The sequence below is a fragment of the Photorhabdus kleinii genome (assembly GCF_025384885.1).
GTDB lineage: Bacteria > Pseudomonadota > Gammaproteobacteria > Enterobacterales > Enterobacteriaceae > Photorhabdus > Photorhabdus kayaii.
The window spans coordinates 1-16540 of the sequence record NZ_JAJAFY010000027.1; the positions used below are offsets into that span (position 1 = coordinate 1).

General features: G+C 41.0%; 14 protein-coding genes. 9 read left to right on the forward strand and 5 right to left on the reverse strand.

The features are described from left to right. The 3 genes from LG003_RS13570 to mog form a co-directional block, all read left to right on the forward strand. On the forward strand, window positions 1–1167 hold a 1167-nt coding region (locus LG003_RS13570; protein WP_262980971.1), incomplete at its 5' end, for an MFS transporter. Between the two features lie 267 nt (window positions 1168–1434). After that, window positions 1435–2388: a transaldolase gene (gene tal, locus LG003_RS13575; protein ID WP_112876426.1), complete on the forward strand. Its 954-nt coding sequence runs from the start codon at window positions 1435–1437 to the stop codon at window positions 2386–2388. 80 nt (window positions 2389–2468) lie between these two features. Continuing rightward, the gene (mog, locus tag LG003_RS13580) at window positions 2469–3044 is read left to right on the forward strand and encodes a molybdopterin adenylyltransferase (RefSeq protein WP_262980972.1); all 576 of its coding nucleotides are present in this window, start codon (window positions 2469–2471) and stop codon (window positions 3042–3044) included. Window positions 3045–3121: 77 nt separating this feature from the next. Here mog and LG003_RS13585 read toward each other — a convergent pair whose 3' ends face one another. Next, complete coding sequence (locus LG003_RS13585) at window positions 3122–3637, reverse strand: hypothetical protein (protein ID WP_262980973.1); 516 nt, start codon at window positions 3635–3637, stop codon at window positions 3122–3124. Between the two features lie 504 nt (window positions 3638–4141). Here LG003_RS13585 and LG003_RS13590 point away from each other — a divergent pair. From LG003_RS13590 to LG003_RS13600, 3 genes are read left to right on the forward strand one after another with little or no spacing between them, the layout of a single operon-like run. Continuing rightward, complete coding sequence (locus tag LG003_RS13590) at window positions 4142–5215, forward strand: UDP-glucose--hexose-1-phosphate uridylyltransferase (RefSeq protein WP_112876430.1); 1074 nt, start codon at window positions 4142–4144, stop codon at window positions 5213–5215. Window positions 5216–5237: 22 nt separating this feature from the next. Beyond that, complete coding sequence (gene galK, locus LG003_RS13595) at window positions 5238–6398, forward strand: galactokinase (protein ID WP_262980974.1); 1161 nt, start codon at window positions 5238–5240, stop codon at window positions 6396–6398. Between the two features lie 8 nt (window positions 6399–6406). After that, window positions 6407–6580, forward strand: coding sequence for a hypothetical protein (locus tag LG003_RS13600; protein ID WP_192880978.1), 174 nt, complete (start codon window positions 6407–6409; stop codon window positions 6578–6580). 89 nt (window positions 6581–6669) lie between these two features. Here LG003_RS13600 and satP read toward each other — a convergent pair whose 3' ends face one another. Next, window positions 6670–7239 (reverse strand): acetate uptake transporter, encoded by a 570-nt coding sequence (satP, locus tag LG003_RS13605; protein ID WP_112876431.1) that lies wholly within the window; start codon window positions 7237–7239, stop codon window positions 6670–6672. A gap of 312 nt (window positions 7240–7551) precedes the next feature. On the opposite strand from satP, the gene dnaK reads away from it, so the two are divergent. Beyond that, on the forward strand, window positions 7552–9462 hold the full coding sequence (dnaK, locus tag LG003_RS13610) for a molecular chaperone DnaK (protein ID WP_112876432.1): 1911 nt from the start codon (window positions 7552–7554) through the stop codon (window positions 9460–9462). A 113-nt stretch (window positions 9463–9575) separates the two neighbouring features. Further along, window positions 9576–10706: a molecular chaperone DnaJ gene (dnaJ, locus tag LG003_RS13615; protein ID WP_112876433.1), complete on the forward strand. Its 1131-nt coding sequence runs from the start codon at window positions 9576–9578 to the stop codon at window positions 10704–10706. A 226-nt stretch (window positions 10707–10932) separates the two neighbouring features. Here the strand turns inward: dnaJ and LG003_RS13620 are convergent, their stop codons facing one another. From LG003_RS13620 to LG003_RS13630, 3 genes are all read right to left on the reverse strand, one after another. Further along, window positions 10933–12237, reverse strand: coding sequence for a carbohydrate porin (locus LG003_RS13620; protein WP_262980975.1), 1305 nt, complete (start codon window positions 12235–12237; stop codon window positions 10933–10935). Next, window positions 12221–13642 carry a glycoside hydrolase family 1 protein gene (locus LG003_RS13625; protein ID WP_112876435.1) on the reverse strand — a complete coding sequence of 474 codons (1422 nt, stop codon included), beginning with the start codon at window positions 13640–13642 and terminating at the stop codon, window positions 12221–12223. Before LG003_RS13625 ends, LG003_RS13620 begins: the two co-directional genes overlap by 17 nt. A gap of 75 nt (window positions 13643–13717) precedes the next feature. Then, window positions 13718–15154, reverse strand: coding sequence for a PTS transporter subunit EIIC (locus LG003_RS13630; RefSeq protein ID WP_112876436.1), 1437 nt, complete (start codon window positions 15152–15154; stop codon window positions 13718–13720). A 460-nt stretch (window positions 15155–15614) separates the two neighbouring features. Between LG003_RS13630 and LG003_RS13635 the strand changes: the two genes are divergently transcribed. Then, window positions 15615–16466 carry a PRD domain-containing protein gene (locus LG003_RS13635; protein ID WP_112876437.1) on the forward strand — a complete coding sequence of 284 codons (852 nt, stop codon included), beginning with the start codon at window positions 15615–15617 and terminating at the stop codon, window positions 16464–16466. Window positions 16467–16540: the final 74 nt, after the last annotated feature.

The window sequence follows — 16540 nt, forward strand, 5'->3', positions numbered from 1 at the left end:
TTTGGTACAGGAATAAGTGAAATAGCGCTTCTTTCACTTGTATATTCAATTACCAAGTCGGAGATAGATACATCTTTAATGGTATCTGTGAGATTAATGGCGAGTATATTAGTTTTTGTGGTTATTGGTGGGCTAACTGCTCGGTTTAATATGAGGGCTATTTGTATTTCTTCGGATTTATTTCGGGTAGTAACAATATTTCTTGCTGTATTTGTCAATAATATATATTTATTGTTTTTCATATCTTTTCTTCTATCATTTTTTTCAGGTTTGAATATATCAATAAGGTCAGTAGCATACCAAGCATTTGTTAGCTCAGAAGAAAGAGTGGCTTTTATATCAAAGCAACAATTCTATTATGGATTGCTCTCTATATCTTCTCCATTGATAGCTGGTTTTTTGATAAATATGATTTCAATACGCCCCTTATTTTTTATTGAATCAATGTGTTTTATTTTATCAATTATATTTCTCTTTTTTATCGGCGATTGGGGAACTAAAGTAAAGGAAAAAGATATTTCTATGAAATATGGTGGGTTAGAATATATTATCAAGAATAATACGCAGAGAAATATATTATTATTCAGGATAAGTATTTTAACTGCAATGGTGTCATATCAAGTAATTTCGACCTATATAGTGACTTCTAACTATACAACAATTTCCTCTTTATTTAGTGGGCCATATTCGTTTTCTTTTTCTGATTTGATTGCTTATTTTTCCTTTTTAGCTTCTGTTTCAATGTTATTTGGGTCTTATTTATCTGGTCGCTATTTTACTATAAGTAGAATAAAAAAATCTTTCTTTCTTGGTTCTCTATTGATTGCAATTGGGAGTATCCTTTGGGCTATGCCTTTATCAAAAATTGTCCTGTTATACTATACTCTGGGGACCGTGCTTATTTTTATCGGACTTTCTTTTTTAAGAATCTCTCTCTATACATCAGGGCAAGAGCTAACTCCAGAAAAATATTTTGCGAGAATAATATCGTCTTCGGATGCAATTTCAAGAAGTTACCAGTCAGCCTTTGGTATTATAATAATATGGTTAATCCCTTTGCTAGGAAGTAGTGTTTTGTTTGTCCTTTTTGCAATGTGTTCTTTAAGTTCAATTGTTGTTGCAAAGAAAATAAGTGCTGACGTTGAGAATAAACTCACATTAAAGTAGTTTATTTTAAAGGAAATTATTGGCAATGGTTTCAATTTACTGAATTTTTATCTCTGTGATGAGATCCTCAAACCAAGAGACTTTGCTAGCGGGGGGTCTGTAATGATGCTCTAAAGTTTAAAGGATTTGCTATCGAAAACGTTTGTAAATCAACCAAACATCCTCAATTGTTTTTACCGCCTTGCAGCAAGATCTGACCATGTTATTATCAACGGATGGCTCAGAAACAATGCCACAATTTCACGCATAACGATGAGATATGACAAAATGACCGATAAACTAACCTCCCTGCGTAAACTGACAACAGTAGTGGCAGATACCGGGGATATTGCGGCGATGAAGCTTTATCAGCCACAAGATGCGACAACTAACCCATCTCTGATCCTTAACGCTGCACAACTTCCTGAATACCGTAAATTAATTGATGAAGCAATTGCGTGGGCGCGTGAACAGAGCGATTCCCGCGAGCAGCAGATTGTGGATGCTAGTGATAAACTGGCGGTAAATATTGGCTTGGAAATTCTCAAACTGATCCCCGGCCGTATTTCGACAGAAGTTGATGCTCGTTTGTCTTATGACACTGAACGCAGTGTTGCTAAAGCTAAACGCCTGATTAAGTTGTATAACGAGGCGGGTATCAGCAATGATCGGATTTTGATCAAATTGGCTTCAACTTGGCAAGGTATCCGCGCGGCTGAACAGCTAGAAAAAGAGGGTATCAACTGTAACCTGACACTATTGTTCTCCTTTGCTCAGGCGCGTGCTTGTGCGGAAGCGGGTGTATATCTGATTTCGCCATTCGTTGGTCGTATCCTTGACTGGTATAAAGCGAACAGCGATCAGAAAGAGTTTGCTCCACATGAAGATCCCGGCGTCATTTCTGTGACTGAAATCTACCAATACTATAAACAACATGGCTATAACACTGTGGTTATGGGAGCAAGTTTCCGTAACGCTGGTGAGATTTTGGAATTAGCGGGTTGTGACCGTTTGACTATTGCCCCTGCGTTGTTGAAAGAGCTATCGGAAGCTCAGGGTGAAGTTGAACGTAAACTGAGTTATACCGGTGAAATTAAAGTGCGTCCAGAGCCATTGAATGAAGCTCAGTTCTACTGGGAACATCATCAAGATGCAATGGCAACAGAAAAACTGGCGGATGGTATCCGTAAATTTGCTATCGATCAGGGTAAACTTGAGAAGATGATCGCTGATCTGCTGTAATAATAGGTTATAAGCTATTCTTTTAGTGTCAAAGGCGGCATAATTAGCCGCCTTTTTGCCATCAGTTAATTGAGGTTTGTATGAATGAATTGCGCATTGGCTTGGTATCCGTCTCTGATCGTGCATCGAGTGGGGTTTATCAGGACAAAGGGATTCCGGCATTGTCCGAGTGGCTGAAAAGTGCGATTACCACCCCTTTTCAGATAGAGGCTCGTCTGATCCCGGATGAGCAGATCATCATTGAACAAACCTTGTGTGAGCTGGTGGATGAAATCGGCTGTCATCTGGTTTTGACCACTGGTGGAACGGGTCCGGCACGCCGAGATATGACTCCTGATGCCACATTAGCGGTTGCAGATCGTGAAATGCCGGGCTATGGCGAACAGATGCGTCAGATTAGTTTGCAATTTGTTCCAACGGCAATTTTATCCCGTCAGGTTGGTGTTATTCGCAAACAGGCGCTGATCCTGAACTTACCGGGGCAACCAAAAGCAATTGCAGAAACGCTGGAAGGTTTGAAAGACGAAAACGGCAACGTTCTGGTATCCGGCATTTTTGCCAGCGTGCCATATTGTATCCAATTGCTGGATGGCCCATATGTGGAAACCAATGATAAGGTAGTCGCGGCTTTTAGACCGAAAAGTGCTTGTCGTTAAGCAATGGGTTGATTAGAGAATCAAAAAATCAAACTTTTATCCGCCACCTATCATCATCTACCGGTTGAGGTTTTGGCTCAGGAAGATAAGGTTCTTGCTAAATCAATCAGCGAGGCTGAGTTTTTCGGGTTAAGGATACCTTTAAAACTGACTGGTAGAAATTGCGTTAACCACGGATAAGTTTTATCTGCGTGCGTTGCATCAGGCATGTTGTGCAGTGCAATATTACCTAAACCGGCCATTAATTCAGGGGATGTTGTGATCACGTAAGTGGCAATGCCCGGCACAACAACCAGGAAAGGCAAAATGAGTTTCAGAAAGGCGGCGAAAACAATTCCTTTCTGTGCTTCCTGAATTGATTTTGCGGCAAGAGTACGCTGAATAATGTATTGGTTGAAGCCCCAATAATAGAGGTTTGCGACCCATAAACCGCCAATCAGTACAGCAAGACCAGGCAAGTTTATGAATTCAGGGTTACTTTTATCCAAAATCATTTCAAAGTGCCCCGGTGCCGCATCAGCCATTTTTATAAATCCAGCTATCATGCCTTCATTGCCGCCAATATAGCTGACAGCAATAAATGTTGTGAGCAATCCACCTAATATCAGGAAGAAAACTTGAATAACATCGGGCCAAACTTGTAAACGTTACCATTTGGTGGAGATGTAATCAGAATCACAAAATTGTTATTAAATATCCTATTTGTAACTTATCTTAATTCTTAATAATTTGTTTTAATTAATAGATTAAGTAAATTTACTGTGACTTTTAACTCATGTTTGCAGAATATGTTAAAGTTGAACACATTATCTGTATTTTAGGTTTATATTTAAACTTTTTGTGTAACCGTTTACATTTGCGTGATTGGTATCTCAGATTAGTGTTAATGTCCGTTGTTAAACTGTGTCCAGCCTAAGTATTAATAAAGATTTTCACAATCGGTGTTGAAAAATATACCCAATGGATTTCAAGATGCATCGCGACGGCAAGGGAGCGAATCCCCGGGAGCATAGGTAACTATGTGACCGGGGTGAGTGAGTGCAGCCAACAAAGAGGCAACTTGAAAGATGATGGGTATATAAAAAGTAGAGACTGCTATGCCCAAAATTGCATTCAATCCTGTTGAACATCCCCATCGTCGTTACAATCCGCTAACCGGGCAATGGGTTTTGGTCTCTCCTCATCGAGTGAAGCGGCCGTGGTGTGGGCAAGATGAGCAGCCATTGATAGATAATATTCTTAACTATGATGAGCAATGTTTTCTTTGCCCATCAAATACACGTATTTCCGGTGATAAAAATCCTGCTTATCAAGGAACCTTTGTTTTTAATAATGATTTTTCGGCTTTAATGCCCGATTCACCTGATGTGCTCCAATCGTCTCACCCGTTATTTAAAATACAAGGAGTACGAGGATTAAGTCGCGTGATCTGTTTTTCTCCTGATCACAGTAAGACATTGCCTGAATTGCCGGTTAAACATATTCGTCAGGTAATTGATACCTGGAATGAGCATATTGAAATACTGGGTAAAGAATATCTTTGGGTTCAAATTTTTGAAAATAAGGGTGAAGTAATGGGATGTTCTCAGCCTCATCCACATGGACAAATTTGGGCAAATAGTTTTCTGCCAAACGAAATTGAACGTAAAGATAAACAGTTACGTAACTATTACCAAGAACAAGGTTCCAATTTACTGATGGATTATGTTCAGGCTGAATTAGCTGATGGTGAACGGGTGGTGGTCGATACAACCCATTGGTTGGTGGTTGTGCCTTATTGGGCTGCATGGCCCTATGAAACCATGTTATTACCTAAAGTTCATGTTCGTCGTATGAATGAATTAACGGGTGAACAACGCGATGATTTGGCGGTTGCGCTTAAAAAGCTTACCAGTCGTTATGACAACTTATTTCATAGCTCTTTTCCTTATTCAATGGGTTGGCATTTTGCGCCGTTTTTTGCACAAGGCAGCGATATTGAACATTGGCAACTGCATGCACTTTTCTATCCGCCATTATTGCGATCGGCTACTGTGCGAAAATTTATGGTAGGCTATGAAATGTTTGCTGAAACACAACGTGATTTAACGGCAGAGCAAGCTGCTCAGCTTTTGCGTGCTGTGAGCGATGTACATTATAAAGAGCAGCAATGCTCATTATCGAGTGGTTGATACCATATTTGAGAGTAATGTGATGGAAACTTTAATTAATCGCGTTAAAAATGTTTTTGATTTAGTATTTCATTATACGCCGACACATATTATTCAGGCACCGGGTCGGGTTAATTTGATTGGAGAGCACACGGATTATAATGACGGCTTTGTATTGCCCTGTGCTATTAATTACCAAATCGTGGCTGCTGCGGCGAAACGAGAAGATAATATTATCCGTGTTGTTTCGGTTGATTATAATAATCAGTTAGACGAGTTTGATATTAGCCAATCTATTATATTTCATGAAAGTAAAATGTGGGCTAATTATATTCGCGGTGTTGTAAAGTGTCTGCTCAGTCGTGGGTATATATTTAACGGGGCAGATATTGTGGTAGTGGGTAATGTGCCACAAGGGGCGGGATTAAGTTCATCGGCTGCACTGGAAACAGTTATTGGTCAAACAATTAAAAACCTTTACCACTTAGCCATTAGCCAAACAGAAATAGCATTAAATGGGCAGCAAGCTGAAAATGAATTTGTCGGTTGTCATTGTGGCATTATGGATCAATTGATTTCCGCACAAGGTAAGAAGGATCATGCGTTATTAATTGATTGTCGTCATTTAACCACGCAAGCCGTATCTATGCCGAAAGATATTGCAGTTATGATTATTAATTCAAATAAAAAACGGGAATTGGTTGGCAGTGAATATAATGTTCGTCGGGCTCAATGTGAACAAGCAGCCGCACTATTTGAGGTTAAAGCTTTGCGGGATGTGGCATTAGATGAGTTTGAAAAACGTCGTGTTGAGCTGGATAGTGTAGTGGCTAAACGTGCACGCCATGTGATCACGGAAAATGAACGTACACTTTTGGCAGCAAAAGCATTAGCAAAGGGTGATATGCCATTAATCGCGGAACTTATGGCGCAATCACATCAGTCAATGTGTGATGATTTTGAAATTACCGTACCTGAAATCGATACCTTGGTTGATATTGTGAAACAAGTCATTGGTAAACAGGGTGGAGTGAGAATGACTGGTGGTGGGTTTGGGGGTTGTGTGGTGGCTTTAGTTCCACAAACTTTGGTTGATGTGGTTAAGGCTGCGGTAGAACAACATTATTTTGCGTTGACAGGTCTGAAAGAGGCCATTTATGTGTGTCAGGCTTCGGACGGTGCAAATCTGGTTGAAACACTGTAGGCAATAAAATGACAGATGCTTACTTTGAATTATTGAACGCTTCAATGACACAAAATGTTGCTTGGGATGGAAAGAAAACAAATCTTGTCTGCCTTTCCAATGTTTCAGGTTTTTCTATGGTGCTGATGGACATTGGCGCTTCGTGGTTAAGTTGCCGTGTACCTTTAATAGCGCAGGGGTAAATATCATCGGCTTTTTCTACCATCTTTTCCTCTGAAAATAACGGACTGGAAGAGGAGAAAAAATTTGCCTTCTTCCAACCCGCGGTTTATTACGGTTTTATCTCGCCAATGGGCAGAATAGTGCGTCCATACTGCTCATTCAGCACTTCCGCCATTGCCAGATAAAATGCGCTGGCACCACATATTATCCCTTCATAACCGGCAATCGTCAGAAGAGTGGTATTTCCGGTAAAGTTGCCAATCGCTAACAAAGCGAACAACAGTGTCAGGCCACCAAAGATAAACTGTAGTACGCGGTTAGCCTTGAAGGTGCCAAAGAACATAAACAGAGTAAACACACCCCATAGGCCAAGATATACCGCTAAATATTGGCTGCTGGTGGCTTCTGCCAGTCCCATTTTAGGCAGAAATAATAACCCGACCAGACTGAGCCAAAACAACCCATAGGAGGTGAAAGCCGTTGCGGCAAAGGTATTGCCTTTCTTATATTCAAAAATCCCTGCCAGTACTTGAGCCAGGCCGCCGTAGAAAATGCCCATACTCAGGATAACGGATGCCAGTGGAAAGAGACCTGCGTTATGCAGATTAAGCAGAATGGTTGTCATGCCGAAGCCCATTAGCCCTAAGGGGCCGGGATTAGCCAATTGATTCGCGCTCATAAGTCCTCTGAAAGAAAATCATAAAAGTCATAAATAGCAAAGGAGGCGAATCATAATGATCTGTCAGCAATGAAACAATAATCTTTGAAATAATAAAAAGGTTTTTTTTTCGCATCCCCCCTTGATGATAGCTTTAACGACCCCATCTTATAATCAACCGCAGTTGCTAATCGCTGTCCTATACAGCCGGTGTTATAAGCAAGGGTGAGGAATCGCGTAGAGGCATAAAAATGGGTGCCATTGAAAAGCAGAAAGTCATCCTCATATTGATTAGCAACTTGACTGATTACGAATTTCTTTGGAGGCGTTTAGATGGGTAAAATTATTGGTATCGACCTGGGAACTACCAACTCTTGTGTAGCTATTATGGATGGCACGACAGCTCGTGTGCTGGAAAACAGCGAAGGTGATCGCACAACCCCTTCCATCATTGCTTATACCCAGGATGGTGAGACTCTGGTTGGTCAACCGGCTAAACGTCAGGCTGTTACTAACCCGCAAAATACGTTGTTTGCTATTAAGCGTCTGATTGGCCGTCGTTTCCAAGACGAAGAAGCGCAACGCGATGTAGCTATCATGCCATACAAAATTATTGCGGCAGATAATGGCGACGCATGGCTGGAAGTGAAAGACCAGAAGATGGCTCCTCCTCAGGTTTCTGCTGAAGTTTTGAAGAAAATGAAGAAAACGGCAGAAGATTATCTGGGTGAGCCAGTGACTGAAGCGGTAATCACCGTACCTGCATATTTTAACGATGCTCAGCGTCAAGCAACCAAAGATGCTGGCCGTATCGCAGGTCTGGAAGTAAAACGTATTATCAACGAACCAACCGCTGCTGCACTGGCTTATGGCTTGGACAGAGAAGTAGGTAACCGTACTATCGCGGTTTATGACCTTGGTGGTGGTACTTTCGATATCTCTATTATCGAAATCGATGAAGTTGATGGTGAAAAAACATATGAAGTGCTGGCAACCAACGGTGATACTCACTTGGGCGGTGAAGACTTCGACAGCCGTATGATCAACTACTTGGTTGACGAATTTAAGAAAGATCAGGGCATTGATCTGCGTAACGACCCATTGGCAATGCAACGTCTGAAAGAAGCAGCGGAAAAAGCAAAAATTGAACTCTCTTCTGCACAACAGACCGATGTGAACCTGCCATATATCACCGCAGATGCAACCGGTCCTAAGCACATGAATATCAAAGTGACCCGTGCGAAACTGGAATCACTGGTAGAAGAGCTGGTTAAACGTTCTATGGAGCCTGTACGAGTCGCATTGCAAGATGCCGGCCTGTCAGTTTCTGATGTGAACGATGTCATTTTGGTGGGCGGTCAGACCCGTATGCCAATGGTACAGAAAGTGGTTGCTGACTTCTTCGGTAAAGAGCCACGTAAAGATGTGAACCCTGACGAAGCGGTAGCAATGGGTGCTGCGGTACAGGGCGGTGTTCTGGCCGGTGATGTGAAAGATGTCTTGTTGCTGGATGTTACACCACTGTCTCTGGGTATCGAAACAATGGGTGGCGTTATGACTTCCCTCATTGTGAAAAACACCACGATCCCAACCAAACACAGCCAGGTGTTCTCTACGGCAGACGACAATCAGTCTGCGGTAACTATCCATGTGTTGCAGGGTGAGCGTAAACGTGCCGGTGATAACAAATCTTTGGGCCAGTTCAATTTGGATGGTATCCAAGCAGCACCTCGTGGTATGCCTCAGATTGAAGTGACTTTTGATATTGATGCTGATGGTATTTTGCATGTATCTGCTAAAGACAAAAACACTGGTCGCGAACAGCAGATCACTATCAAGGCCTCTTCCGGTCTGAATGAGGACGAAATTCAACGGATGGTTCGTGATGCAGAAGCTAACGCTGAATCTGATCGTAAGTTTGAAGAGTTGGTACAAACGCGTAACCAAGCAGATCAACTGGTTCACGGTACCCGTAAGCAAGTAGAAGAAGCGGGTGACAAGCTGCCAGCAGAAGATAAAACTGCGATTGAAAGTGCTATCACTCAGCTAGAAACCGCAGCGAAAGGCGAAGATAAAGCGGATATTGAAGCGAAAATTCAGGCTTTGGTTCAGGCTTCCGCTAAGTTGTTGGAAATTGCTCAGCAGCAGGCTCAGGCTGGTGCAACCGCAGACGCTGGTGACAGTGCGAAGAAAGATGACGACGTTGTAGACGCTGAATTCGAAGAAGTTAAAGATAAAAAATAATAGCCCTTAGCGGGCGCGGTGACAGTTAGATGATGACAACTGTTGCTGATTAACCGGCACGGGCGTCGAGGGAACTCTGCGCCCGTGCGCGTATGTTAAGGGTAAAATAAGAGATGGCGAAAAGAGATTATTACGAAGTTTTGGGGGTTTCCAAAACAGCGAGCGAAAAAGAGATTAAAAAAGCCTATAAGCGGCTGGCGATGAAATATCATCCTGATCGTAATCAGGGTGATAAAGAAGCAGAAAGTCAATTCAAAGAAGTTAAAGAAGCTTATGAAATTCTGACGGATGACCAGAAACGGGCTGCTTATGACCAATATGGTCATGCTGCTTTTGAACAAGGTGGCATGGGCGGTGGCGGTTTTAGCGGCGGTGCTGATTTTAGTGATATCTTTGGTGACGTTTTCGGTGATATCTTCGGAGGTGGTCGTCGTCAACAGCGTCCAAGCCGCGGTGCTGATTTGCGTTACAGCATGGAGTTGACGCTGGAAGAAGCAGTTCGTGGTGTGACCAAAGAGATCCGTATCCCGACACTGGAAACCTGTGATGCCTGTCATGGTAGCGGCGCAAAAGCAGGAACCAGCCCTGTAACCTGCTCAACCTGTCAAGGTGCTGGTCAGGTTCATATGCGTCAGGGGTTCTTCACCGTTCAGCAACCTTGTCCACATTGTCATGGACGTGGTCAGATCATTAAAGATTCTTGCCATAAATGTCATGGTCATGGGCGAGTTGAAAGATACAAAACCCTGTCTGTTAAGATCCCGGCAGGTGTAGATACCGGTGACCGCGTTCGTTTGAGTGGTGAAGGTGAAGCGGGAGCTAAAGGCGCACCCGCAGGTGATCTGTACGTTCAGGTACAGGTGAAATCGCACCATATTTTTGAGCGTCAAGAAAGTAATCTCTATTGTGAAGTGCCGGTTAACTTTGCAATGGCGGCACTGGGCGGAGAAATCGAAGTACCAACCCTCGATGGCCGTGTGAAATTGAAAATACCTGCTGAAACCCAGACAGGTAAAATGTTCCGCATGAAAGGCAAAGGTGTTAAATCTGTCCGTGGTGGCATTCAGGGTGATTTACTGTGCCGGGTAGTGGTAGAAACGCCAGTTAAATTGAATGAAAGACAGAAAGAATTACTGTGCGAATTGGGTGAATCTTTCGGTGGTGCTGGCGAAGAAACGAATAGCCCACGTTCTAAAAGTTTCTTCGATGGTGTAAAGAAATTCTTTGATGATTTGACTAAGTAATAGTCGATGTCGCCACATATATACCCTGTGGATTTCAAGATACATCGCGACGGCAAGGAAGTGAATCCCCGGGAGCATAGCGAACTATGTGATCGGGGTGAGCGAGTGCAGCCAACAAAGAGGCAACTTGAAAGATAACGGGTATAGAGCTGGATTGCTAAATAAAGCTCAAATTACGGGTGAAAAGTCCTCGTTTTAAATGAGGACTTTTTGTTTAAATTGAAAATTATAAACTAACAGTAATTTGTGTGAGCAAGTTATAGGCATCATCCTCTTTCGGTGTCACTGATGGGTGATGAGTATACGATAAGCTATTAGTCCAATAGATTCCGTTGTAAACACGATAGGTATACGCTACAGAAGCGGTGGCACTATAACTTTCAGCAAGTTGACCATTGCGGGCGAAGTAATCTTTTGCATCGTTACTGAATTTATCGTATGCCAGACCAAAAGTGACCATATCGTTTGGACGTGAATTAAATGGCCCGATGCTGAACAGTGATAACGAAATATCAGCATTAAATAGGTTACGATTCTTTGGTGCGTAATTGGCTTTGCCGTCAATATACCAGCCACGGAAAGGCATTGACGCATCCGGTTTGGTTATTTGGCGGGTAGCCGCTATATAATGAGAGTAAGTGTTATCTTCATACTCTAAGTTATTATAGTTAAAATAAGGTGTTTTATTGAACACCGATCCGCCCCGCAGCCAGATCATATTTTCCGTTTCATTGGTATTAACACGATAACCTAATTCATTGATCACCAAGGTGCCTGCTCTGGGAAGTTTCCAGCGCAGACCGTAAGTATTATATTTTGAGTCTGCCTTTAAACCTTCTGAGCTTTGACTTCTGGCAACACCAATGTGGTCATACCAACGTTTATTTTCCGATAAAAACCGAATATCTATCGATGGACTCGGTTTGGTCATGGTGAGGCCAGCTTGGGCCAACATGACACTGGTTGGCCCCAACGCGGATGAGGCTGTACTGCTACCAAAAAATAATCCATAGAAATTGAAGAGTAGTGTTGTATAGCCGTAATTTAATATTACTTGGTCATTAAATAAGGGTTGGTTAATGGAAAAGGCTGAGACAAAAGGATGTCCATCTTGACCATTATTTTTGAAGTTATTATAAGCATAGGTTAAACCTAAACGCAGTTGTGCTTTATCAGTGAAACCAATCCGTGATAAATCGTAAGTGAGTTCTGTAGCGGCCATATTACCGGTAGTTAAGCGCTGTCCCATATAATTGGGATTAGGTGTATTTTTCCAGCTTCTTGATACATCGTAGGTTAGGTTAGTGAGTAGTTGAAAATTTGCATAAAAGCCACGATCTGCCATCTCTTTTCTAAGGCCGCCCCATTCAGGAAATACGGTATCGCATGCAGATGAAACCGAAGGTGTTTCTTGTCCTCTCGGTAAAAGGGCATCATACGAGCTACAGCTATTTTCTGCTGCCACAGTAATATTGTTATAAAGCAAAATAAGTGGAACTGTGAGTAAACGAAATTTATTGGTTATTTTCATTTTTTTCCTCCGGGGATTTAAGCGTATTCCCGTGACTGCTTATCACCTCTTTATACCAACTAAAACTTTTTTTACGTCGCCGTTCTAATGTCCCATTACCTTGGTCATCACGATCGACATAAATAAATCCATATCGTTTTGACATTTCTGCTGTAGAGGCGCTGACCAAATCTATTGGCCCCCATGAGGTATATCCTAATAATTGAACACCATCTTCAATGGCTTCTCGTATCTGAAATAAGTGATCGTTGAGATAGTTAATACGATAATCATCAATAATAGAGCCATCGTCTTGAATAACATCCCTGGCACCCAAACCGTTTTCTACAATAAACAGGGGCTTCTGGTAACGGTCATATAGCATATTGAGAAGATAGCGAATACCTTGGGGATCGATTTGCCATCCCCATTCTGAGCTGGACAGATAAGGATTTTTCACCGGATTAATTATATTCCCTGAGGTCTTGATAATCTCAGGATTTGTCGTTGCACAGCTACTCATGTAGTAACTGAAAGAGAGAAAATCAACGGTTTCTTTGAGTGCTTTTTTATCTTCATCTGTTATATCAAGTGTAATATTTTGCTCTTCAAATAGACGGGACATATAAGATGGATAATATCCACGAGCTTGTACATCAAAGAAGAACAACCATTCGCGATTCTTTTTCAATGATTCTAATATATCATCAGGGTGACAAGTCAATGGATAATAAGGTGCCGCTGCCACCATATTACCTATTTTTGCATCAGGAATAATTTCATGGCAGGCTTTAACTGCTTTAGCACTGGCAACTAATTGATAATGTAGCGCCTGATAAATATCTTGAATTTTACTTTTTTCTGGTAATCCTGCGCCGGTAAAACAAGAGAATAAAGACATGTTAATTTCATTGAATGTCAGCCAATATTTTACTTTATGTTGGTAACGTTTAAAAACAGTTCTGGTATAATGGTCAAAAAACGTAATTGTTTCACGATTTCCCCAACCACCATATTTTTTTACTAAGCCATAAGGCATTTCAAAATGAGAAAGCGTAATCAATGGTTGAATATTATGTTTTATCATTTCGTCAAAAAGGCGATCATAAAAAGCTAAACCATTTTCGTTCGGTATTTCTTCATCTCCTTCAGGGAATATACGTGTCCAGGCGATAGAGGTTCTCAGGCATTTAAATCCCATTTCAGCAAATAGCGCAATATCTTCGGGATAACGATGATAAAAATCGATACCAATATCCTTAATATGAAAATCACCCAAACTGCGTTCTATGCTGTGACCAATGACTCCGCGGGGTTGCATATCTGAGGTTGATAACCCTTTGCCATCTATTTGATAGGCACCTTCAACTTGATTTGCAGCCAGCGCTCCTCCCCAAAGGAAGTTATTTGGAAATTGTTTGTTCATGATTTTCCTCTTGTTAATTGCTCGTTAAACTTGGAAGATATCTTCTTAATATGATTCTTCCTCTCAGAGTTTAAATTAATTTTTTGTACGGGATGTTATTGGTGAAGCTTTTACTTCTGATGGCAAACCGAATAAATAGGTTGCGATACAGGAGAAGACAAATGAACCTAACGAACCTAATACGACACTCCAGAAAGCACTATCTATGCCGGAGGGAGAAATAAATGAGGTAAATGCAAAGATACCCATGCCGCCAACGTTATATGCTGTTCCTGAATAGAAACCGACAATTGCCCCGCCAAGTGCCCCGCCAATACAACCGATAATAAATGGGCGTTTTAGTGGCAGTGTGACACCATAAATAGATGGCTCAGTGATGCCAAAGAGACTTGATATCAGTGCGGTACCTGATAATGTTTTCATATTCTTATCGCGTGTACGTAAAAATACCCCCAGAGTTGCACCTGCTTGACCAAATATTGCTGGCTGGAGCAGTGGAGAGAGCATATCTCTTTTCTGGGTCATCATATTATTGATCATTATTGGGATAAGTCCCCAATGCAGACCGAAAATGACACAAACCTGCCACAATGCGCCCATCAAAAGTCCAGCAATGACCGGATTTAATTGATAGAAAAAGAGATATCCCGCTGCCAGGCTATCACTGAGCTCTGTTGCTATAGGGCCAATAACTAGAAAAGTCAAAGGAACCGTAATCAATAGACATAGGAAAGGTGTGGCAAACATTTTGAAGGAAGAATGAAACCAACTGTTAAACTTCTTTTCCAGCAAGCAGCTAAACCATGCTGATAAAATAATGGGAACAACTGTTGAGCTGTAATTAATGAAAGTAATAGGGACACCAAGGAAATTGAGGTGAATAGCAGGCGTAATTTGTGAAAGTTTAAATGTCTCGGTCATGGTTGGATAGGTTAAGGCTGCCCCGATAACCATGGTAATAAAAGGGTTGCCTCCGAACCGCTTACCTGCGGTATACCCTAATAAAATAGGCATGAAATAGAGCATTGCATCACCGGTAGCGTATAAAATTTTATAGGTACCGCTGTCTATGCTCATCCAATTGAATACGTTGGATAAAGCGAGAATGCCTTTAATTAATCCGGCTGCAACCAATACACCTAATAGCGGGGTAAAAATACTGGAAATAATATCAATGGCGACATCAAGAATGCGTTTTAAACCTCTGGCGTTATCTCGTTTTATCTCTTGTGGTGAAGTTATATTTTGTGCTGCTTCTGCGTCATCTTGTAAGTATTTATGATTAATATCATCGTAAACATCACCTACATGGCTACCGATGACTACCTGATATTGCCCACCACTCTCTACTACGGTAATAATTCCCGCAGTCTGTTTGAGTAATTCGCTATTGGTCAGGCTGCTATCTTTAAGTTTAAATCGTAAACGAGTCGCACAATGGACTAGGCTAGATATATTCTCTTTCCCACCTATTGTGCTGACTATTTTCTCAGCCAGACTTTCGTATCTCATTGGACCTCTCCTTCATTTTAGTACGCTGAAAACAGCGAAAGGCCAAATTTAAGGTAAAAAAAAACCTAACCCACCATCTACAATCGCCTTGGAATAAGGGAACTGTAGCGTGATGGATTAGGTTTTGCCCGACGTCAGTCGCAACTAAGTCGGTAACAAGCCTATATCAGTTGGTCAAAAACTAATTACTCCTTGCGATACTTGCAAGTTATTAAATGTAATTTTGGTAAAAATGTGATGCTTATCATAAATATCCTGGGTAAGTGGATATGTTGCTGTGTCGTTGACTTTGTAAAAATAATGTTTTAGCTTAAAAGGTAACATAATGAATATAGTGTACAGGAGTGTTACTGATTAGACTCAGGCACAACCAGGTCACAAATATATTTCACCTATTTTATAGGCTTAGGTTGGTGCATATATTGGTGCATATAATAGTTTATCCTGTAAGGTATCTCTTTTGTTAACGATAGTAAAACTCATAAATAATAATGTCGTTCTTGCCGTTGATGAGAATAATAATGAAGTTATTCTAATGGATAAGGGCATAGGTTTTAATAGAAAAAAAGGCGATAGGCTGAATATTCAAGATGTTGAAAAAGTCTTCACTGTTGAAAAGAACGATAGAATTAATCAAATTATTGCGACTATTCCAGTCTCAGTTATAGAGCTAACCGAGAAAATTATCGCATTAGGGAAAGATCTTCTTGGCAAATCTCTCAACGATTCATTACTCATTACTTTGTCAGAGCATTTAAACTTTGCATTTGAGCGAATGAGTAAAGGATATCAGATTGGTAATGTCTTACAATGGGAGATCCCTCATCTTTACCCGTTGGAATATGAAGTCGGTAAACAGGCGCTTATCTATATTAATGACCAGATTGAAAAACCATTACCGCCGATAGAAGCCTCATTGATTGCCTTGCATTTTGTCAATGCTCAATATGAAGGGCAAACAATGGGAGATACATTAAAATTAACGAATTTGATTAATAAAACGGTTAAGCTTATTCACTACTATTTTCATGTTAACCTTGATACAACCTCGGTAAATTACTCTCGTTTTATTACGCATTTGCGCTATTTCCTGATTAGACAAAATAAAAATGAGCATTCTTCTGCGATTGAGATGGATTTTTCTCTGCAAGAGTTGATAGAAGAAAAGTATTTCAAAAGCTACAACTGTGCAGTTAAGCTAATTAAATATCTGAGGGAGAAATACCAATGGAAAGTGCCCGATGATGAATTGATTTATTTAGTCATTCATATAGAGCGGGTGGTTAATGATAGTTATAAGGGCAGAGAATGATAAGTAAATGGATCGTCAAATAAGTGTCAATCGCTAATGGTATTAGATGAGTATATTTATGTGATTTAGATTTT